The organism is Novosphingobium sp. APW14 (genome assembly GCF_032337075.1).
Classification (GTDB): Bacteria; Pseudomonadota; Alphaproteobacteria; order Sphingomonadales; family Sphingomonadaceae; genus Novosphingobium.
The window spans coordinates 136074-154622 of record NZ_JAVYAB010000001.1 but is presented as its reverse complement, the minus strand read 5'-3'; the positions used below and the strand labels follow the sequence as shown (position 1 = coordinate 154622).

Genomic DNA, 18549 nt, shown 5'->3' with positions numbered 1-18549 from the left:
GATCCAGCGCCCTAGCAGGCGCGCAAATCCACCGCCAAGGGTCAGCGGCGTTGCATGTTGCGGCTTTCCCCCGGAATCCGCACCTCAAGCCCATCCAGTGCTGCTGTCAGGGTGATCTGGCAGGCCAGCCGGCTGGTGCGGGTCACCCCAGCGGCCAAATCGAGCATGTCTTCTTCGTCATCGCTGGCGGGGGGCAGCTTGTCGAACCAGTCCTTGCCAACAATCACGTGGCAGGTGGAACAAGCCATCTGCCCCTCGCAGGTGCCCTCCAGCGGCATGTCCGCGATTTGCGCCACATCGAGCAAGCTATCGCCATCAGCCGCTTCGGCGGCGATGCGCTCGCCATTGGCGGTGATAAAGGTGATCCTGAGCACGTCTAAACTCCCTGGGCCGCGGCGGCGGCTTCGAGCGCCCGGCAAGCCGTTTCCACTTCTTGGTGCGTGGTATAGCGGCCAAAGCCAAGCCGGATCGAATTGCGCGCCTGGACCGGCTCCAGCCCGATTGCGGTAAGCACCCGGCTGGGGGCACCGGTGCCGCTGCCGCAGGCCGAGCCTGCGGAAAAGGCAAGATCGCGGCAATCGCTGAGCAGGCGCGGAAAATTCAGCCCATCCAGCCGGAGGTTGAGATTGCCGGGCCAGCGTGCAGCCTCACTCCCGTTCACCGTCCAGCGGGACAGCGTCGACCGGGCGAGCGCAGCCAGCCCGGAAAGGTGCTGGAAATCCTGCTCCATCCGCGCCAGGGCTAGCGCCGCGGCCGCCCCGAAACCAGCGCAGAGCGCGGGGCTAAGCGTGCCGGAACGCAAGCCGCTCTCCTGCCCGCCGCCCGCGATCAGGGGGCCGATCTTGACCCCGTCACGCACCCACAAGGCGCCGATGCCCTTGGGTCCGTAAAGCTTGTGCGCGGTGATTGCGATCAGGTCTGCACCTTGCGGCGGCGCCAATTTGCCCGCCCCCTGCACCGCATCGCACAGGAACAGCGCCCCGGCCTCGTGCGCCCGCTCGGCCAGGCGCTCGACGGGCTGGATCGTGCCAATCTCGTTGTTGACCTGCATGACTGCGACCAGACCGAGCCCTTCGGGCAGCGCGACCTCCGGATCGAGCAGGCCTTCCGCGCTGACCGGCAGCTCGTGGACTGGCTCTCCGCTGGCGATCGCGGCGTTCACAACGGCCGAATGCTCAATGGCCGAATAGGCGATCGGACCGCGCGGAACCGAGCGCAATGCCTGATTCAGAGCCTCGGTCGCCCCGCTGGTAAAAATGACCCGCCCACCCTTGGGCAGCAGTTCTGCCACCTGTTCGCGCGCCAGCTCAACCGCCGCGGCAGCAGCTCGTCCGGCCCGGTGCATCGAGTGCGGATTGGCAAAGCCCATGCTGTCCGGACCGGACAGCCACGGCAGCATGGCCTCCAGGGCCTCTGGAGCGAGCGGCGTGGTGGCCTGGTGGTCAAGATAGATGGTTTTGCCAGTCATGGTTCGGAAAAGTTGCTTTTCGAAGGTCCGTTTCTATATAGCGCCTCTCTCCCGATCATAGCCCCATCTGGTCCGGTGCGCCGTTTTCTCCGGCGATCGCAGGTGGCGCCAGGCAGAAGCAGGTGCAGTTCCATGCCGTCAGTCATCTTCCCCGGCCCCGAAGGGCGCCTTGAAGGCCGTTTCCAGCCCGCCACCCGCCCGCGCGCTCCGGTCGCCATGATCCTGCATCCGCATCCGCAGGCTGGCGGGACAATGAACGATCGCATCACCATGGCGATGTACAAGACGTTTCAGGCGCGCGGTTTTGCCACCCTGCGCTTCAACTTCCGCGGCGTTGGCCGCAGTCAGGGCAGCTTTGACAACGGCATTGGCGAATTGAGCGATGCCGCCGCCGCGCTTGACTGGGTGCAGTCGATCCATCCCGAAGCCAGCACCACCTGGATCGCGGGTTACAGCTTTGGCGCGCTGATCGGCATGCAACTGCTGATGCGCCGTCCGGAAATCCGCGGCTTCATTTCGGTCGCCCCGCCGGCCAACATGTATGATTTCAGCTTCCTGGCTCCCTGCCCGGCATCGGGTATCATCATCCAGGGCGCGCAGGACACGGTGGTAACGCCGGGCGCGGTGCAGAAACTGGTCGACAAGCTGCGCACCCAGAAGCACATCACGATCCATCACGACGAAGTGCCGCGGGCCAACCATTTCTTTGAAAATGAGCTCGACGACATGATGCGCGCGGTCGACAATTACCTCGACATGCGCCTCGCGCCGGATTGCCCGATCCGCTGATTGGTCAGGCGGGCGTTTGGTCCGAGCGAACGACCGGCGCTTCGCCGTTGTCGTAAGGCACCGTCCAGATGGCAACGTTGATCCCGGCTACCAATGCCAGGATTACGAGCAACACCGCCTTGCGGCGCTCGCCGCGCCGCCATTGCAGTACGGCCCCAGCCAGCATCAACAGGACAGCGAGCGTCAGCAGCGAAAGTACGGTCGTGATCATGCCGCGTTGCTCGGCGATTCAAACCACAGCGTCAAGCGGGTTGCTCTCTTCATCCAGGCCAAGCAGTCGCCCCAGTTCGGCCAGCCACTCAGGCGAGGAGAGCCGCCCGCCGCGGGCTGCCAAATAGCCGGCGGCAAGCGTAGCCAGCAACGGCACGGTCTGCGCCACGATATCCCGATCGACCCCGCTCTGGTTGGCCGCCGCAGCAATGGCTTGCTTGGCCCCCGCCTCAGAGCCGAAAAGCGCCGCGACCAGCTCCGTTCCAGCAGATCGGTCTGTTGCCGATGGCACGAAATCGTCTTGCAATAGACGACCCGCCAGTGGTGCTGCGTCCAGCAATTCCAGCATCTTGTGCAGGTCCGCCACACCGGCGCCAAAATCCCGGGCCTGTTCAACCCTGCGTCGGAAACCGCCCCGCACCAGAGGCATCAATGCGGTGGCCACCCCAAGTGCAACGCTGGGCGCGACGGCCAGTTGACGTGAAATCGCCACCAATCCGCCGCTGCGGCGCAACACGTCGAGCAGACCCTGATCAGGCATCGCAAGCTCTCCTTGGCATCGTTGTTTTGCACCAGGCTGCGCCCCAGGGTGCGCGCAGGCTAACCGTGTTTCAAAGCGGCCGCCAGCCGTTACGCGTAATCCACGATATAATTCGGCCGGATTTGACACGGCAATCGCGGCAAAGCACCATTATGCCATGCAAACTCTCTCGTTTTCGCGCCGCCACGCTCTTGGCCTGCTTGGCGCCACCGCCGCTGCTTCAACCCTGCCTGGGTGCGCCAACCGCCTCGCCGCGGCCGCCACTCCGAACAGCGCGGCAGCACTGCTGGAATCGCTGGCCTGGGAATTGATTGAGCAGAACCCGGAAGCGGCCACCTCGCTTGGCATCGATACGGGCGATCATGCCAACCTGCGCGGCAAGCTGGGCGATCGTTCCGTCGCTGGCCAGAAAGCCATGGCAGACGTTCTCAAGCGCGGTTTGGCGAAAGCAGAGGCGATCAATGCCGAAGCACTTGATCCCGATACCCGCACCAGCCTGGCGGTCGTGCGCTCTGCCTTCCGCACCTCGCTCAGGGGCTTGGCCCTGCCCTATGGCGATGTTGCCGTTGGCGGCTGGCGCAACACGCCATACGTCGTGATCCAGAACGTCGGGGGCTATCTCGACATCCCGCGCTTCCTCGACAGCGACCACCCGGTCCGCAATTCGACCGACGCCGAGGCCTATCTTGCGCGCCTGGGAGCATTTCCGGCGGTGCTCGAAGGTGAACTGGACCGGATCCAGGCGGCCCGCGGCATGGGCCTGGTCCCGCCCTCGTTCCTACTCGACAAGGCCATTCGGCAAATGGAAACGCAGCTGGCCAGCCTGCGCGACGGCGGCGACCTGACCCGTTCGCTGGCACGGCGCACAGCGACCATTCCCGGCAGCTGGGAAGCCCGGGCGAAAGCATTGTCGACAGGCCCGGTCGCTGCAGCGCTTGAGCGCCAGCTGGCCGAACTGAAACTGCAGCGCACCATGGCAACCAGCGACGCCGGCCTGTGGGCCCGTCCACATGGCGACGAATGGTATGCCTGGGGCCTTTCCGCCAGCACGACGACCAGCCGCTCCCCCGCGGAAGTGCACCAGATCGGGCTCGAACAGCTTGCCCTGCTCCACGGCCGGATGGATCCAATCCTGCGCTCGCTGGGCTATACCAATGGCACCGTGGGTGAACGGATGACCGCCTTGGGCAAGGATCCGCGCTTCACTTTCCCTGACGATGACAAGGGCCGCGCCGAAATCATCGCGCTGATGCAGTCCAAGGTGGATTACATGCGTGCCCAGGCGCCGCGTGCCTTCGGCCACCCAGTCAAAGGCAATCTGGAAATCCGCCGCCTGCCCCCCGCCGAGGAAGCTGGCGCACCGGGCGCCTATGGCGGCGCGGGCTCAATCGATGGATCGATTCCCGGCAAGATCTGGATCAACCTTCGCACGACCGAACTGCACAACCGCTACAGCCTGCCAACCCTGGCCTTCCACGAAGGGATCTTTGGGCATGTCTGGCAGGGTGAATATGCCAACCGCCTGCCGCTGATCCGAACGCTGCTGGCCTTCAACGCCTATTCCGAAGGCTGGGCGCTTTATGCCGAAACGCTGGGCGACGAACTGGGCGCCTATGAGGGCGATCCGGTGGGCCAGCTGGGCTACCTGCAATCCATCGCCTTCCGCGCCTGCCGGCTGGTGGTCGATACCGGCTTGCACGCCAAGCGCTGGACCCGCGAACAGGCGATAGACTGGTTCGCAACCACCAACGGCTCCGGCCGGGCGGAAGTTACAAGCGAAGTTGATCGCTATTGCTCATGGCCGGGCCAGGCCTGTGGCTACAAGATCGGTCACAGCGAGATCCTGAACCAGCGCGAGCGGGCGAAAGCCGCACTTGGCGCCCAATATGATCTGCGCGATTACAATGATGCCGTGGTTGGGGGTGGAAATGTCCCGCTCGATGTTCTGGCCCAGAATGTCGACCGCTACATTGCCACCAAGCAAGGCTAAGTTCTGCCAAAGAGCTTTCCGACAGCCCCCATCAAGTCGTCCATCGGATTACCATCGCCATCCTCATCGAGCCACTTGAACACGCCAGATAGCTGCGGGTTGTTCTGCAGCGCCTGGGCATATTGATCAAGCGCGCCAGCGCCGCCGATCTGCTCGACAACCTGGCTGAGCATTCCAGCGTCGAACCCGGTCTTGGCTGCCGCCGCGGAAATCGTATCCCCGGCTTCGGCGTGGCTTTGGCCCAGGGCGGCGATCGCCTTTTCGGCCAGCTCCGGCGGAACGCCCAGCTTGCCGGCAAGATCGCCGATATCGGCATGGCCTGCCTGGGCAAGAATTGTGTCGAATATTCCCATGTTTGCGACTCCACAGGTGAAGACCACATGATGAAGCCAACCACCTGAATCGCAAGTATAAGTTAATCGTGCGAAGATAGGTCAGGATCAACCCAGGCGCGGCGCGCGCCAACCGAGAATAGCACCGCACGGCTGTAGAACCGCAGCGGCCAGTCGCGGGCCCCGACTGGACCGGATAGCAAGGCGTTAACCCGCTCAACCAGACCTTCCTCGGCACAATCAGCCAGGAACTGGCGCACACCGCGAATGTAAAGCTGGGTCAGCGTTTCATGATAGCCCTGGCTATCATCATTCACGCCGCCGACGGCCTCATTAAAACTGCGAATAATAGCGGGGAGATCACGCTCTGGCAGCACGTCGGGCCGTTCGGTCAGCAGCCACACACAGGCCGCCAAATGGGCCTCATGCGTCCATTCGGCGCGCGGCAGGCTTTGCTCAAGCAGGCCGGTACCGATGCGGCGGACCTGCGCAGCATCGGTGAACAGGCGGACGGGGTAATCAGGCATCGAGAACTCCGGGTCTTGTTCACAAGGCCCGGAGGTTCCAGGCCGGATCAGGCCGCGGTGGGAGCTGCCTGACGCACACTTTCATCGACATAATCAACAAATTGCGCAAAATTGTCGATGAACTTGCGGACCAGTTCTTGCGCGGTCTTGTCGTATTCCGTGGCGTTAGCCCAGGCTCCGCGCGGATCAAGCAGCTTGCTGTCGACGCCCGGCACGGCCACCGGCACTTCAAAGCCGAAGTTCGGGTCCTTCTTGAACTCGGCATTGTTCAGGCTGCCGTCGAGCGCGGCGTTCAGCAGCGCGCGGGTCGCCTTGATCGGCATGCGCTTGATGCCCGGGTCGGTCGCCCGCCCGCCGGACCAGCCGGTGTTGACCAGCCAGCACTGCGCCCCGCCTTCGGCAATGCGCTTCTTCAGCAAATTGCCGTAGACGCTGGGGTGGCGCGGCATGAAAGCGGCGCCGAAGCAGGTGCTGAAGGTTGCCTGCGGCTCGGTCACGCCAATCTCGGTACCGGCGACCTTAGCGGTATAGCCCGACAGGAAGTGATACATCGCCTGCTCGGGCGTCAGCCGTGCAATCGGAGGAAGCACGCCAAAGGCATCGGCAGTCAAGAAAATGATGTTCGACGGCGGCGGGCCGAGGTTCTTCTCGCTGGTGTTGGGGATGAACTCGATCGGATAGGCACCGCGGGTGTTCTCGGTCTTGCTTGAATCCGTGAAATCAAGCTCGCGCGTTTCCGGGTCCATCGCCACGTTTTCCAGGATCGTGCCGAACATCTTGGTCGTGGCGTAGATTTCCGGTTCGCCCTCGGCCGAAAGGTCGATCATCTTGGCATAGCAGCCGCCTTCAAAGTTGAAGACCGCCTGATCCGACCAGCCATGTTCGTCATCGCCGATCAGCGTGCGGCTGGCATCTGCGGACAGCGTGGTCTTGCCGGTGCCCGACAGGCCGAAGAAGATCGCGCTGGTGCCATCGGCGCCGATGTTGGCCGAACAGTGCATCGGCATCACGCCCTGCGCGGGAAGGAGGAAGTTGAGCAGGCCGAACACGCCCTTCTTCATCTCGCCCGAATACTCGGTATTGCCGATCAGGATCAGCTTCTCGGTGAAATTGACCGCGATCACCGTGTCACTGCGGCAGCCGTGCCGCTCGGGATCAGCTTTGAAGCTTGGCAGGTTGATGATCGTGTATTCCGGCACGAAGCCGGCCAGCTCATCTGCCTTGGGACGGACCAGCAGGGTGCGCACGAACAGGCTGTGCCAGGCCATCTGGGTGATGACCCGCACGTTGACGCGATATTCGGGCTGGCTACCACCAAACAGGTCGGCAACGAACAGTTCGTCCTGCCCCTGCACCGCTGCCAGGAAATCGGCCTTGAGGTTCGCCCAGTGCTCGGTCGACATCGGCTGGTTGATGGCGCCCCAGTTGATCGTGGTTTCGGTGGTGGCATCGCGGACGACATACTTGTCCTTCACGCTGCGGCCCGTGAACTTGCCGGTATCAACCAGCAACGCACCATCCTTGGTCAGTTGCCCCTCGCCGCGCTTCAGCGCGTGCTCCACCAGCGGAGCCGTACCAAGGTTGGCAAAGATCGTGGCGTCGGTAGCAATACCCTGGTTGGCGAGCGGGTAGGACAGCGCAGAGGTCAAGGTCATCTCCGTGGGTTTGGCATCGTGCCGCAGCACTTCACCGTGGGGCTTTGCATTCGTATGCAGGGATTCGTCCCGGCGCATAGCGGTGCCGACCCATGCCGTCAAACCACCGCGCGCCTAACCTGATCCAAATCCCGGTGAAAATTGAATGCGGGGGCAATCCGCAGGGCAAGATTGTCACCGAGCGGCGAAGGCGGTAACCGGATCAACCCGAACCGGATGCTTGAACCGAGCCAATGGACCCCACGCCAGCCAGCCCTTTACAGACGATCGCGCTGGTCGATGACGACCGCAACATCCTGACGAGCGTATCGATCGGTCTGCAGGCCGAAGGCTTCGCCACGCGGGTCTATTCGGATGGCGAGACTGCGCTGAAGGCGTTGCTGGAAAACCCCCCAGATCTGGCCGTTTGCGACATCAAGATGCCGCGGATGGATGGTTTCGAGCTGCTTCGCCAGCTCCGCGCCAAAAGCGCCCTCCCCGTCATTTTCCTGACCAGCAAGGACGAGGAAACCGATGAGGCGCTTGGCCTCTCGCTTGGGGCAGACGACTATATCACCAAGCCTTTCAGCCAGCGCCTGCTGGTGGCGCGAATCCGTGCAATCCTGCGCCGCACCGAACTGGTCAAGGCCGAGACCGCTGCCGGCGATGGAGAACCCGACGGCGAGATCCAGCCCAGTGCGGCCATTGTCCGCGGGGCGTTGGAAATGGATCCGGCCCGTCACCGGGTAACCTGGAATGGCCAGCCGGTCTCGTTGACCGTCACTGAATTCCTGATTCTTGAGGCCCTCGCCACCCGACCGGGCGTGATCAAGAGCCGCAACCAGCTCATGGACGCCGCCTACAGCGATGATGTCTTCGTCGACGACCGGACGATCGATAGCCACATCAAGCGCCTGCGCCGCAAATTCCGGGTGGTTGATCCGGATTTTGCAGCCATCGCCACGCTTTATGGCGCAGGCTATTCATTTGGCGATGCCTGAGCCGGCCCTGCCCCGCACCCGGCGCCGGCGCGACTGGACCCGGCGAACCTCGCTCACCGCGCGCATCCTTGCCGTCAACATCATTGCGCTGGGGTTGATGGCAGGGAGCCTGTTCTATCTCGATTCCTATCGCAACCAGCTATTTGCCGAACGCTATCAGCTGGCCCGCGCCGAAGCGCAGATTGCCGCGCAAGGCCTTGCCGCCACTCCGCCCTCGCGGCGCGCTGCGCTGATTGCGCAGATTGGCCAGGAGCAAACCCTGCGGCTCAGGCTTTACGACGCCAGGGGCCGTTTGCTGTTCGATACCTTTAAGCTCGCCACGCCAACCTATGCCTTGGTCGATCCGACCAGCGAGCCTTGGTATCAGCATGCTGCGCGATGGCTTGATGCGGGGATGAACTTCCTGATCGGCAATGCCGCGGGTCCGGCCTATGCCGATCCTTTGATCGAAAGCGCCAGGGCCTGGCCCGAAGTGGGCGAAGCGGCCCGCTTGCGCACCACTGTGGTCCAGCGCCGCGCCGCGCCCGATGAGACCCCGGTCATCAACGCTGCAACGCCGGTCGGCAATAGCGGAGACGTCCTGTTGACCACCCGCAATGCGCGGGATGTTACCCAAAGCGTACGCGATGCGCGCCAGACGCTGGCGATCGTCCTTGCGGTCACGCTGATCATCTCGGTGCAGCTTTCATTGTTCCTTGCCCGGACGATCGTGCAGCCGCTGCGCGAACTGGTCCGCGCGGCAATCCGCGTGCGGCTTGGCCGCGAACGGCAGGTCGTAGTTCCCCGCCTGCCGGAACGGCGGGATGAGATCGGCCTGCTGGCGCGCGCCATATCCGACATGTCATCGGCCCTGCGCCACCGCATCGACGCGGGCGAAAGCTTTGCGGCTGACGTCGCCCACGAAATCAAGAACCCGCTCGCTTCGTTGCGGTCGGCGCTCGAATCGCTCGCCAAGGTCAAGGACGAGGCCCTGCGCCGCCAGTTGACCGAGATCGCGGCGCACGACCTGCGCCGGATTGACCGGCTGATCACTGAAATCGCGGAAGCCGGACGGATCGACGCCGAGCTTTCCCGTACCCGGTTCATGCCGGTGGACATGCTGGCGCTAGCCCGTTCGCTCGCTGCAGCCCGCGCCGAGCGTGCCAGTGATCCGGGCTGCCGGATCGAGGTTAATCCGGTCGGCCAGGGCCCCTGGGATGTACCCGGCGATGCCGCCCGGCTTGAACGCGTGCTGGAGAACCTGGTCGACAACGCCGTGTCCTTCTCCCCCAAGGGTGGCACAGTGCGCGTGGCGCTTGAACGGCAGGGCGATGTCCTGGAGCTTACGGTCACTGACGAAGGGCCCGGCATCCCGGTGGAAGCGCGCGAAAAAGTCTTTGAACGGTTCCATTCCCTGCGCCCGCAAAGCGAAGACTTCGGCAGCCACTCCGGGCTTGGCCTGGCTATCGCTCGCACGATTGCCGAGGCACACGATGGCTCGCTTTCAGCGCAGGACCGCCCCGATGGCCACCCCGGCGCATGCCTGGTCCTTCACCTGCCGCTGCCGGAAGTGGCGGAGGAAGCAGAATGAGCCAGCTTATCCAGGCCACCTGCGTGGCGATCGGCAGGCGCGGCCTGCTGATCCAGGGGCCGCCCGGATCGGGTAAATCCAGCCTCGCCCTTGCCCTGATCGACCGGGGCGCGACCCTGGTTGGCGATGACGGCCTGAGCATCATGGCCTCCGGCAACCGGCTGCTTGCCTTTCCGCCGCCGCGGATCACCGGATTGATCGAAGTGCGCAATGTCGGCCTGCTTTCCCGCCCGGTTACCAGCTCGGTCCCGATTGCACTGGCGCTGCGGCTCGATGCGGCGGCCCCGCGCCTGCCCGAGGCACCCGAAATCCTGACCATTGCGGGGATCGACCTGCCCTGCCTGGCGCTGTGGCCTGACAGCCCGGTCCTGGCCTTGCGGGCAGAAGCCGCTTTGGAGCAGTGGGGACTTCCAATTGAACAGCAGCAGGGCCACATTGGTATCGATCATGAGCGAAACTGATCCCGCACATCCACGGCAGCGCGTGCTACTGGTCACTGGCCTGCTCGGTGCCGGAAAGACAACAGCACTCAAGGTGCTGGAAGACCTGGGCTGGGAGACGATCGACAATTTTCCGATCCGCCTGCTCGATCGGCTGATCGACAGTTCCGATGCCCCCCGCAACGAATTACGCGCTCCACTGGCGATCGGTTTTGATGCGCGGACTCGCGGGTTTGACCCCAATCAGGTGATCGAGCGGGTCAAAAAACTGGTCGAGCGCCCGGATCTTGAGCTTACCACCCTGTTCCTTGACTGCAGCGGGGCCGAACTGGAGCGGCGCTATAACGAAACGCGGCGTCGCCATCCGATGGCCCAGGATCTGCCGGCCACCGCCGGGATTGCGGCAGAGCGCGAATTGCTTGAACCGCTGCGGCGCTGGGCTGACATGGTTATCTCAACCACCGGTTTCACCAGCAATGACCTGCAGCTGGCGATCCGCGAACGTTTTGCCGAAACGGCACCCAAAAGCACAACGATTACCGTCACCAGCTTCGGCTTTTCGCGGGGAATGCCGCCGATTGCCGATCTGGTCTTCGACATGCGTTTCCTCGACAACCCGCACTGGGACCCAGAACTGCGCCCCTTGACCGGGCAAGACCCGCCGGTTGGCGAGCATATTGCGCGCGATCCGGCTTGGGCCGATGCATTCAGCCGCATCCGCGATCTCGTGCTGACCCTGCTCCCGCGCTACGCTGCGCAAGGCAAAGCTTATGTCAACATTGCCTTCGGTTGCACCGGCGGACGGCATCGTTCGGTCTATTCGGCTGAGCAATTGGCCCTTGCGCTCAGTCAGGCCGGCTTCACACCGACCGTGATCCACCGCAATCTCGGCTCGCGCGCGGCCGACCTTGTCGAAGGAAAGCATTGACCGTGCCGGCGTTCGGCGTCATGGGCCTGCGCCACTTTCCGGCAGGATTCGCCGGCGCGGCAGTTCGGAGCATCCCCCCAGCATGATCGGCCTGATCCTGGTTACCCACGGCAAGCTCGCCGAGGAATTCGTCCATGCCATGCAGCATGTCGTCGGCCGTCAGGATGCGGTCGCGACGGTCTGCATTGGCCCTAACGACGACATGGAAGCCCGTCGGCGCGAGATCGCCGATGCGGTTAAAGCGGTGGATGGCGGCAACGGTGTGATTATCCTGACCGACCTGTTCGGCGGGACGCCATCAAACCTCGCGATCTCGCTGATGGAAGCGGGCAAGGTGGAAGTGATTGCCGGCATAAACCTGCCGATGCTGATCCGCCTCGCCAAGGCACGGACCTGCATGACCCTGCCCAAGGCGACCGAGGCAGCGCGGGATGCGGGGCGCAACTACATCACGATCGCATCGGAGTTTCTTGGCCAGGACGCGTGACGACCGGCTCTTGGGTGGGGGAAGACAGAATGGCTGAGGCACGCGAAACCGTTGAAATCGTGAACAATCGCGGCCTGCATGCGCGCGCCAGTGCCAAGTTTGTCAACGCCGTGACCCAGCTCTGCACCGGACTGTCTGTGCGCGTTGAAAAGGACGGAAACGAGGCTGCAGGCGGTTCGATCCTGGGCCTGATGATGCTGGGCGCAGCCAAGGGTGACAAGGTTGACATCGTGGTCAGCGGCGAAGGCTGCGAGCCGGCGCTGCTTAAGCTGGTCGGCCTGGTCAAGGACGGCTTCGGCGAGGATTGATCATTTTGAACCGCCGCCAGATCACCGGCTTTTCCAACCCCACAGTCAAAGCGCTGCGGGCGCTGCGGGACAAGAAGCACCGCAAGGCCGCGGGCAAGTTCCTGGCTGAAGGGCTGCGCCTGCTCACGGATGCCCGCGAATGCGGCCACCTGCCCGAGGTGCTGGTCATGGCCGAAGGGCGCGACCCGCATCTGCTGCTCTCCGCGCTTGAGGCCGATGTCATCGCCGCGGGCGGTGAAGTGATCGAAACCAGCGCCGATATCCTCAGCAAGATCACCGGCAAGGACAACCCGCAGGCGGTCTGCGGCGTCTTTGCCGAGTTCGATACCAGCCTTGCCGCGCTGGACCGGAGCAAGGCAAGAATCTGGCTGGTTGCGCAGGCGCTGCGCGATCCCGGCAACCTAGGCACCATGCTGCGCACCGGCGATGCCGTGGGCGCTGGTGGGCTGATCCTGATCGACGATTGCGCAGATCCCTTTTCTGCCGAGGCGGTGCGCGCCAGCATGGGCGCAATCTTCACCCAGCAAGTCGCTCAGGCCCGGTGGGAAGAGTTCCTACCCTGGTTGCGTGGTGGCAGCGGCCAGCTGGTGGCGGCATCCTTGCGCAATGCCGTGCCCTATCGCGGCGCGCCCTATGCCGCGCCGTGCTTCATCATGGTCGGCAACGAAAGCCGCGGCCTGCCCGAAGAATACGAGCTGGCCTGCGACCTGCGGGTGACGATGCCAATGAAGGGCCGCGCCGATAGCCTCAACGCCGCCGTGGCCGGGGCCGTGCTGGCCTATGAAGTGCTGGAGCGGCTGGGCTGCTGAGCGCAAAGGCTTGCCAGACACTCCGCCGAACTGGTGTGTAGGCCGGATTAATCCTCTGCCGCAGCCTCGATCGCCGGAGCCTCGGTTCCGCTGTAACGTGGCGAAGCCTCGATCAGCGGCACGTCCTCAATCTCGCGCTTGCCGATCTCGATCCCCTTGTCACGCAGGCGCTTGCCCGATGTGACCACGTTGCGTTCAAAGCTTGAAACGAACTTGTTGTAGTTGTTGACCGCGCTTTCCAGCCCGCCGCCAACCCGCTTGAGGTGTTCGGCCGCCACTGCAATCCGGTCATAGAGCTCAGCGCCGGCCTTGCCGATCTCCACCGCCTCGCGGGCCAGTTGGTCCTGCTTCCAGACCATTGCGACCGTCCGGGCAATTGCAACCAGGTTAGTAGGAGTTGCCAACAGAACCTTGTTATGGAAAGCAAAATCCCAAAGTTCCGGGTCGTGCTCAAGTGCTGCAGCGACAAAATGCTCACCCGGCACGAACATCACCACATAGTCCGGCGCATCGTCGAACTGGTTTTGATAGGCCTTGGTCCCCAGTGTCTGGACATGGCCGCGCATCGACTTGGCGTGCATGTCGAGATGCCGCTTGCGCTCCGCATCGTCATTCGCCTCAAACGCGGCCTGGTAGGCATTCAGCGAGACCTTGGCATCGATCACCAATTTCTTCTGGCCGGGCACGTGAACGATCGCATCGGGCCGCAGCCGGCCATCCTCGGTATCGAGCGAGTGCTCCAGTTCGAAATCGGTATGCTCGGACAAGCCGCACTGCTCCAGTACGTTCTGCAGCGCCCGCTCGCCCCAGCGGCCGCGGGCCTTGGGCGCGTTGGTGAGTGAGTTGCCCAACCGGGCGGCTTCGGCCCGAACCTGTTCCTGCCCCTCGCGCAGGGACTGGATCAGGCCGGTGAGTTGGCCAAAGGCATCCACCCGCTGCTTTTCCAGCGATTGGACCTGGACTTCATAGCTCTTCAGCCGCTCATCAACCGGGGCCAGCAAGGCCTTCAGCCGCTCCGCGCTCTTCTCTTCAGACTGGGTCAGCCGTTCTTGCGCGCGGTTGAGCAAGACCTCCTGCGCCTGCGCCAGGATCTTGGCCCCGGCGTTCTCAAATTCCTTCTTCAGCGATTCCTGCGCCGCCAGCAACCCGGCCTTCTGCTCTTCAAAATTGGCAGCATTCGCCTTCAGCGTCGCATTCTCGATCGAGGCATCGCTGAGCTCCTTCACCGCTTGCCTTAGGCGGGCGTCGATATCCTTGGCGCCAGACTCCATATCGATCAGACGAGCCCGCAGCTCAGAGGCAGGGCGTGAGCCCAAAAACCAGCCGAGCCCGATGCCCGCTGCAAGGCCGAGTGCGAGGATAATCAGGAGAGAGAGCGTGGAGTCCATGTCACCACGCTAACCGGAACGGAGCGAGAACGCCAGCCCTATCAGGCAACCTTGCGCAGCTTATCCAGCTTCTTCAGCGCCATCTGCCGCTTCAGGCGGCTGAGGTGGTCGATGAACAGGATGCCTTCAAGGTGATCCATCTCGTGCTGCAGGCAAGTCGCCAGCAGACCGTCCATCTCTTGTTCGTGGATTTTGCCATCCAGATCCTGCCAGCGGGCACGAATGCGAGCCGGACGCTCAACGTCGGCATAGACCTCCGGCACCGAGAGGCAACCTTCCGAGTAGACCGAAAGATCTGCCGAAGGGTCGAGGATTTCTGGATTGATAAACACCCGCGGCTCTTTCTTGAGCGGCTGGTGGGTATGGGCATGGCCGCCATGCGAAGTGCAAACTTCGGGTTCGGCATCAGGGTCTTCGGGTTGAAGATCGATCACCAGCACGCGCAGCGGCACACCAACCTGGATCGCCGCCAGACCAATGCCCGGGGCATCGTACATCGTCTCGAACATGTCGGCGACAAGGGTCTTCAGTTCGTCATCGAACTTGGTGACGGGTTCGGACACCACCTTGAGGCGGGGATCGGGAACTTCGATGATTTCGCGGATAGCCATGCAGCTCAAATAGTCTCGCACCCTGCGAATCGCAAGGCGGCTGCGGCGATCAGCCTGATCGGCTAGCCAACTGGCCGGCGGGCACGCAGAGCCTGGGCAAGCGTTCCCTCGTCCAGATAGTCCAGCTCCCCCCCAACCGGCAGGCCATGCGCCAGTTGCGTGATCCGCACCGGATAACCTTCAAGTCGCTCGATAATATAGTGGGCAGTCGTCTGCCCTTCGAGAGTGGCATTCATGGCGAGGACCACTTCGTCAATCCCGCCAGCCGCGACCCGTTGGATCAGCGCGGCAATGGTCAGGTCCTCCGGCCGGACCCCTTCGAGCGCCGAAAGCCGCCCACCCAGCACGTGGTATCGGCCGGTGAACAGGCGCGCCCGATCAAGTGCCCAGAGATCGGCAACGTCCTCTACCACGCAGAGCGAGCGCTGGTCGCGGCGGGTATCAGCGCAGATGCCGCACGGATCGGCCGTATCGACATTGCCGCAGGACTGGCATTCGACCAGCCGCTCCGACACGCCCTCAAGCGCAGCGATCAGTTGCACCAGCGCGGTTTCGCGCCGTTTGATCAACCACAGCACAGCGCGCCGGGCAGAGCGTGGCCCCAACCCCGGCAGGCGGGACAGGGCTTGGGTCAGTGTCTCGATCTCTTGCGATGCCATGGCGGCCTCGATAGGGCGAAGCGAAGCCAAGCGAAAGCCACCAATGCGTATCATCTTCATGGGGACCCCGGACTTTGCCGTGCCTGCGCTGGAAGCGCTGGTCGCGGCGGGGCACAGTGTGGTTGCCGCCTACACCCAGCCGCCACGCCCGGGCGGCCGGCGCGGCAAAGAGCTGACGCCTACCCCGGTCCACCGCAAGGCAGAGGAACTGGGAATCGAAGTACGGCACCCGGCCTCGCTCAAGGGCGCTGAAGAGCAAGCGGCCTTTGCCGCTCTTGACGCCGATATTGCCGTGGTCGCGGCCTATGGCCTGATCCTGCCGCAGGCCGTGCTCGATGCGCCAGGGCATGGCTGCCTCAATCTCCACGGTTCAATCCTGCCACGCTGGCGCGGCGCTGCCCCGATCCAGCGAGCGATCCTGGCCGGTGATCCCGAAACGGGCGTTGGCATCATGCGGATGGAAGCGGGCCTGGACACAGGTCCCGTGCTACTGGAAGGCCGCACGCCGATTGATCGCAAGACGGCGGGCGAATTGACCACCGAGTTGGCGCAGATCGGCGCAGACCTGATCGTGCGGGTGCTGGCTGACCTTTCGGCCTATCCTGAGATCCCGCAGCCGGAAGATGGCGTGACCTACGCCAGAAAGATCGACAAGGCCGAGACCCGGATCGATTTCGCGCAGGATGCCGGGCAGGTCGAACGGCAGATACGCGCCTTTGCCTCTGCCCCCGGCGCCTGGTTCGAATTCGACGGTGAGCGCTGCAAGGTGCTGGTGGCAGAACCGGCGGAAGGCAGCGCGACACCGGGCACCGTGCTTGACAACCAACTGACAATTGCCTGCGCCGGCGGTGCAATTCGGCCCACGCTGGTCCAGCGCGCCGGTCGGCCTGCCATGGCGACTGCTGACCTGTTGCGCGGCTGGGCGATCACCGCCGGGACTAAGCTCGCTTGACCCGGTTCGCCCTCACCCTTGAATTCGATGGCACGCCCTTCATGGGCCTGCAGCGCCAGGCCCACGGACCTTCGGTGCAGCAGGCAGTGGAAGAGGCGGTGCAGGCCACTACGGGCGAGACTGTGACCATGCACGCCGCCGGGCGGACTGACGCCGGCGTGCACGCGCTCGGCATGCGGGTTCACCTTGACGTTGCCAAGTCGATCGATGCGTTCCGGCTGATGGAAGCGGCCAACCACCACCTCCGCCCTGCCCCCATCGCCGTGCTCGCCTGCGGCGTGGTGACGGATGATTGGCACGCCCGCTTTTCCTGCATTGGCCGCGAATACCTTTACCGGATCGCCAATCGCCGCGCGCCACTGACGCTGGATGCGAACCGGGCCTGGCAGGTCGCCCAGCCGCTTGACGCCGAGGCCATGCACCGCGCGGCGCAGGCGCTGGTCGGCCAGCATGACTTTACCACCTTCCGCTCGGTCCATTGCCAGGCGCAAAGTCCTGAGAAAACTTTGGATTTGCTGTCCGTTGCGCGCGTTGGGGAGGAAGTCCACATCCGCGCTGCTGCGCGCTCATTCCTGCATCATCAGGTTCGGTCGATGGTTGGCTGCCTCGCCCTGGTCGGCATGGGCCGCTGGCGCGAGGAGCAGGTTGGCGAAGCGCTCGCCGCGCGCGATCGCTCTGCATTGGGCCTTAATGCGCCGAGCGAAGGCCTCTATTTCGTCCGCGCGCTTTACCCGGGCGATTGAGGCACTAGGTTGCGATCCGAAACCAAGGATTCGGGAGACGACCAATGGCCTTTACCGGCAAGCAACTTACCACCCAGCTTGATGCCGATGGCACGCTGACGGTTCAGCTGAACGACAAAACCTGGGACGATCCCAAGCCCGGCCAGGTGCTGATCAAGGTCGAAGCCACCCCGATCAATCCGTCGGACCTGGGCCTGCTCTTCGCCAGCGCCGATACCGACAATGCGGTCTATACCACCGGCAAGGTCGTGGCCAAGATGCCTGAAGCGGCGACCCGTGCCTTCAAGGCCCGCCATGGGATGGCCATGCCGGCCGGCAACGAAGCCGCCGGCATCGTGGTTGCAGCCGGCGAAGGTTGCGAGCACCTGATGGGCAAGCGGATCGCCTGTGTCCCCGGTACGGCCTATGGCACCTATGCCATCGCCGAAGCACAAATGGCCTTCCCGGTTGATGATAATGTTACCGCCGAACAGGCCGCCAGCTCTTTCGTCAACCCGATGACCGCGCTGGGTTTTGTCGAGACGATGAAGCTGGAAGGCTTCACCGGCATCGTCCACGCCGCTGCTGCATCGAACCTTGGCCAGATGCTGGTCAAGATCTGCCAGGAAGATGGCATTCCGCTGGTTAATGTCGTCCGCTCCGATGCGCAGGTGAAGCTGCTCAAGGACCTGGGCGCAACGCACGTGCTTAACATGAACGACGCCGATTACATGCCCAAGCTGATCGACGCGATTGCCGAAACCAAGGCGATGATCGGCTTCGATCCGATTGGCGGCGGCACGGTTGCCAGCCAGTTCCTCTCGGCAATGGAAGCCGCGGCCAGCCGCGGTGCAGCCTTTAGCCGCTATGGTTCTTCCGAGCCGAAGAAGGTCTACATCTATGGCGCGCTCGACTTGGGCCCCACGATCCTCAACCGCGCCTTTGGCCTGACCTGGGACCTAGCCGGCTGGCTATTGACGCCGTTCATGATGAAGGCCGGCATGGAAATCGTCGGGCGGATGCGCACCCGCGTGATGAAGGACCTGACCACCACCTTCGCCAGCCACTATGCCCGCAAGGGCAACCTTGAGGACATGCTGACCAAGGATGCCGTCAGCATGTACAATGCCCGCCGGACTGGCGAGAAATACCTGGTTACCCCGAACGACTGAGGACGCTCGTC

General features: G+C 63.7%; 22 protein-coding genes. 12 read left to right on the top strand and 10 right to left on the bottom strand.

Annotated features, from left to right (window positions below; all coding sequences use genetic code 11):
• Positions 1 to 41 precede the first annotated feature (41 nt).
• Both RQP55_RS00810 and RQP55_RS00805 read right to left on the bottom strand, forming a co-directional pair.
• A complete protein-coding gene (locus tag RQP55_RS00810; protein ID WP_315608275.1) occupies positions 42 to 374 on the bottom strand; it encodes a 2Fe-2S iron-sulfur cluster-binding protein in 333 nt (110 codons plus the stop codon).
• A 2-nt stretch (positions 375 to 376) separates the two neighbouring features.
• On the bottom strand, positions 377 to 1468 hold the full coding sequence (locus RQP55_RS00805) for a cysteine desulfurase family protein (protein WP_315608274.1): 1092 nt from the start codon (positions 1466 to 1468) through the stop codon (positions 377 to 379).
• Between the two features lie 132 nt (positions 1469 to 1600).
• Here RQP55_RS00805 and RQP55_RS00800 point away from each other — a divergent pair, with 132 nt between their 5' ends.
• Entirely contained in the window at positions 1601 to 2257 is a 657-nt protein-coding gene (locus RQP55_RS00800; protein ID WP_147091376.1) for an alpha/beta hydrolase, read from the top strand.
• Positions 2258 to 2261: 4 nt separating this feature from the next.
• Here RQP55_RS00800 and RQP55_RS00795 read toward each other — a convergent pair whose 3' ends face one another.
• Positions 2262 to 2468, bottom strand: a complete 207-nt coding sequence (locus RQP55_RS00795) for a hypothetical protein (protein WP_315608273.1) — start codon at positions 2466 to 2468, stop codon at positions 2262 to 2264.
• A gap of 18 nt (positions 2469 to 2486) precedes the next feature.
• On the bottom strand, positions 2487 to 3008 hold the full coding sequence (locus tag RQP55_RS00790) for a DUF937 domain-containing protein (RefSeq protein WP_315608272.1): 522 nt from the start codon (positions 3006 to 3008) through the stop codon (positions 2487 to 2489).
• A 157-nt stretch (positions 3009 to 3165) separates the two neighbouring features.
• Here RQP55_RS00790 and RQP55_RS00785 point away from each other — a divergent pair, with 157 nt between their 5' ends.
• Positions 3166 to 4998, top strand: a complete 1833-nt coding sequence (locus RQP55_RS00785) for a DUF885 domain-containing protein (protein WP_315608271.1) — start codon at positions 3166 to 3168, stop codon at positions 4996 to 4998.
• Here the strand turns inward: RQP55_RS00785 and RQP55_RS00780 are convergent.
• The 3 genes from RQP55_RS00780 to RQP55_RS00770 all read right to left on the bottom strand — a co-directional run bounded on the left by RQP55_RS00780 (position 4995) and on the right by RQP55_RS00770 (position 7512).
• On the bottom strand, positions 4995 to 5351 hold the full coding sequence (locus RQP55_RS00780) for a hypothetical protein (protein WP_315608270.1): 357 nt from the start codon (positions 5349 to 5351) through the stop codon (positions 4995 to 4997). The genes RQP55_RS00785 and RQP55_RS00780 overlap by 4 nt on opposite strands.
• 62 nt (positions 5352 to 5413) lie before the next feature.
• Positions 5414 to 5857: a hypothetical protein gene (locus tag RQP55_RS00775; RefSeq protein ID WP_315608269.1), complete on the bottom strand. Its 444-nt coding sequence runs from the start codon at positions 5855 to 5857 to the stop codon at positions 5414 to 5416.
• 47 nt (positions 5858 to 5904) lie between these two features.
• Positions 5905 to 7512 (bottom strand): phosphoenolpyruvate carboxykinase, encoded by a 1608-nt coding sequence (locus tag RQP55_RS00770; protein ID WP_315608268.1) that lies wholly within the window; start codon positions 7510 to 7512, stop codon positions 5905 to 5907.
• A gap of 233 nt (positions 7513 to 7745) precedes the next feature.
• Here RQP55_RS00770 and RQP55_RS00765 point away from each other — a divergent pair, with 233 nt between their 5' ends.
• The 7 genes from RQP55_RS00765 (at position 7746) to RQP55_RS00735 (ending at position 13034) form a co-directional block, all read left to right on the top strand.
• The gene (locus tag RQP55_RS00765) at positions 7746 to 8492 is read left to right on the top strand and encodes a response regulator transcription factor (protein WP_315608267.1); all 747 of its coding nucleotides are present in this window, start codon (positions 7746 to 7748) and stop codon (positions 8490 to 8492) included.
• Positions 8485 to 10062, top strand: coding sequence for a sensor histidine kinase (locus RQP55_RS00760; protein WP_315608266.1), 1578 nt, complete (start codon positions 8485 to 8487; stop codon positions 10060 to 10062). Before RQP55_RS00765 ends, RQP55_RS00760 begins: the two co-directional genes overlap by 8 nt.
• Positions 10059 to 10523 (top strand): serine kinase, encoded by a 465-nt coding sequence (locus RQP55_RS00755; RefSeq protein ID WP_315608265.1) that lies wholly within the window; start codon positions 10059 to 10061, stop codon positions 10521 to 10523. The genes RQP55_RS00760 and RQP55_RS00755 overlap by 4 nt, the downstream gene beginning before the upstream one ends.
• Positions 10510 to 11430: an RNase adapter RapZ gene (gene rapZ / locus RQP55_RS00750; protein ID WP_315608264.1), complete on the top strand. Its 921-nt coding sequence runs from the start codon at positions 10510 to 10512 to the stop codon at positions 11428 to 11430. The genes RQP55_RS00755 and rapZ overlap by 14 nt, the downstream gene beginning before the upstream one ends.
• Positions 11431 to 11512: 82 nt before the next feature.
• The gene (locus RQP55_RS00745; protein WP_315608263.1) at positions 11513 to 11917 is read left to right on the top strand and encodes a PTS sugar transporter subunit IIA; all 405 of its coding nucleotides are present in this window, start codon (positions 11513 to 11515) and stop codon (positions 11915 to 11917) included.
• 29 nt (positions 11918 to 11946) lie between these two features.
• Positions 11947 to 12225, top strand: a complete 279-nt coding sequence (locus RQP55_RS00740) for an HPr family phosphocarrier protein (protein ID WP_315608262.1) — start codon at positions 11947 to 11949, stop codon at positions 12223 to 12225.
• A 5-nt stretch (positions 12226 to 12230) separates the two neighbouring features.
• Positions 12231 to 13034, top strand: a complete 804-nt coding sequence (locus RQP55_RS00735) for an RNA methyltransferase (protein ID WP_315608261.1) — start codon at positions 12231 to 12233, stop codon at positions 13032 to 13034.
• 47 nt (positions 13035 to 13081) lie between these two features.
• Here RQP55_RS00735 and RQP55_RS00730 read toward each other — a convergent pair whose 3' ends face one another.
• The 3 genes from RQP55_RS00730 to recR all read right to left on the bottom strand — a co-directional run bounded on the left by RQP55_RS00730 (position 13082) and on the right by recR (position 15692).
• Complete coding sequence (locus RQP55_RS00730; RefSeq protein WP_315608260.1) at positions 13082 to 14422, bottom strand: DNA recombination protein RmuC; 1341 nt, start codon at positions 14420 to 14422, stop codon at positions 13082 to 13084.
• 41 nt (positions 14423 to 14463) lie between these two features.
• Positions 14464 to 15033, bottom strand: coding sequence for a peptide deformylase (def, locus tag RQP55_RS00725; RefSeq protein WP_315608259.1), 570 nt, complete (start codon positions 15031 to 15033; stop codon positions 14464 to 14466).
• A gap of 62 nt (positions 15034 to 15095) precedes the next feature.
• Positions 15096 to 15692 carry a recombination mediator RecR gene (gene recR, locus RQP55_RS00720; RefSeq protein ID WP_315608258.1) on the bottom strand — a complete coding sequence of 199 codons (597 nt, stop codon included), beginning with the start codon at positions 15690 to 15692 and terminating at the stop codon, positions 15096 to 15098.
• 43 nt (positions 15693 to 15735) lie between these two features.
• Between recR and fmt the strand changes: the two genes are divergently transcribed.
• The 3 genes from fmt to RQP55_RS00705 are packed head-to-tail and all read left to right on the top strand — an operon-like array spanning position 15736 to position 18538.
• Positions 15736 to 16644 carry a methionyl-tRNA formyltransferase gene (gene fmt, locus RQP55_RS00715; protein WP_315608257.1) on the top strand — a complete coding sequence of 303 codons (909 nt, stop codon included), beginning with the start codon at positions 15736 to 15738 and terminating at the stop codon, positions 16642 to 16644.
• Entirely contained in the window at positions 16641 to 17387 is a 747-nt protein-coding gene (gene truA / locus RQP55_RS00710; protein ID WP_315608256.1) for a tRNA pseudouridine(38-40) synthase TruA, read from the top strand. Before fmt ends, truA begins: the two co-directional genes overlap by 4 nt.
• A gap of 44 nt (positions 17388 to 17431) precedes the next feature.
• Positions 17432 to 18538 carry a zinc-binding dehydrogenase gene (locus tag RQP55_RS00705; RefSeq protein ID WP_315608255.1) on the top strand — a complete coding sequence of 369 codons (1107 nt, stop codon included), beginning with the start codon at positions 17432 to 17434 and terminating at the stop codon, positions 18536 to 18538.
• Positions 18539 to 18549 lie beyond the last annotated feature (11 nt).

Excerpts from the sequence above, each read along its gene's own strand:
- RQP55_RS00805 (WP_315608274.1), bottom strand. The coding sequence starts at position 1,468 with ATGACTGGCAAAACCATCTATCTTGACCACCAGGCCACCACGCCGCTC.
- RQP55_RS00800 (WP_147091376.1), top strand. The coding sequence starts at position 1,601 with ATGCCGTCAGTCATCTTCCCCGGCCCCGAAGGGCGCCTTGAAGGCCGT.
- RQP55_RS00795 (WP_315608273.1), bottom strand. The coding sequence starts at position 2,468 with ATGATCACGACCGTACTTTCGCTGCTGACGCTCGCTGTCCTGTTGATG.
- RQP55_RS00790 (WP_315608272.1), bottom strand. The coding sequence starts at position 3,008 with ATGCCTGATCAGGGTCTGCTCGACGTGTTGCGCCGCAGCGGCGGATTG.
- RQP55_RS00785 (WP_315608271.1), top strand. The coding sequence starts at position 3,166 with ATGCAAACTCTCTCGTTTTCGCGCCGCCACGCTCTTGGCCTGCTTGGC.
- RQP55_RS00780 (WP_315608270.1), bottom strand. The coding sequence starts at position 5,351 with ATGGGAATATTCGACACAATTCTTGCCCAGGCAGGCCATGCCGATATC.
- RQP55_RS00775 (WP_315608269.1), bottom strand. The coding sequence starts at position 5,857 with ATGCCTGATTACCCCGTCCGCCTGTTCACCGATGCTGCGCAGGTCCGC.
- RQP55_RS00770 (WP_315608268.1), bottom strand. The coding sequence starts at position 7,512 with ATGACCTTGACCTCTGCGCTGTCCTACCCGCTCGCCAACCAGGGTATT.
- RQP55_RS00765 (WP_315608267.1), top strand. The coding sequence starts at position 7,746 with ATGGACCCCACGCCAGCCAGCCCTTTACAGACGATCGCGCTGGTCGAT.
- RQP55_RS00760 (WP_315608266.1), top strand. The coding sequence starts at position 8,485 with ATGCCTGAGCCGGCCCTGCCCCGCACCCGGCGCCGGCGCGACTGGACC.
- RQP55_RS00755 (WP_315608265.1), top strand. The coding sequence starts at position 10,059 with ATGAGCCAGCTTATCCAGGCCACCTGCGTGGCGATCGGCAGGCGCGGC.
- rapZ (WP_315608264.1), top strand. The coding sequence starts at position 10,510 with ATGAGCGAAACTGATCCCGCACATCCACGGCAGCGCGTGCTACTGGTC.
- RQP55_RS00745 (WP_315608263.1), top strand. The coding sequence starts at position 11,513 with ATGATCGGCCTGATCCTGGTTACCCACGGCAAGCTCGCCGAGGAATTC.
- RQP55_RS00740 (WP_315608262.1), top strand. The coding sequence starts at position 11,947 with ATGGCTGAGGCACGCGAAACCGTTGAAATCGTGAACAATCGCGGCCTG.
- RQP55_RS00730 (WP_315608260.1), bottom strand. The coding sequence starts at position 14,422 with ATGGACTCCACGCTCTCTCTCCTGATTATCCTCGCACTCGGCCTTGCA.
- def (WP_315608259.1), bottom strand. The coding sequence starts at position 15,033 with ATGGCTATCCGCGAAATCATCGAAGTTCCCGATCCCCGCCTCAAGGTG.
- recR (WP_315608258.1), bottom strand. The coding sequence starts at position 15,692 with ATGGCATCGCAAGAGATCGAGACACTGACCCAAGCCCTGTCCCGCCTG.
- fmt (WP_315608257.1), top strand. The coding sequence starts at position 15,736 with ATGCGTATCATCTTCATGGGGACCCCGGACTTTGCCGTGCCTGCGCTG.
- RQP55_RS00705 (WP_315608255.1), top strand. The coding sequence starts at position 17,432 with ATGGCCTTTACCGGCAAGCAACTTACCACCCAGCTTGATGCCGATGGC.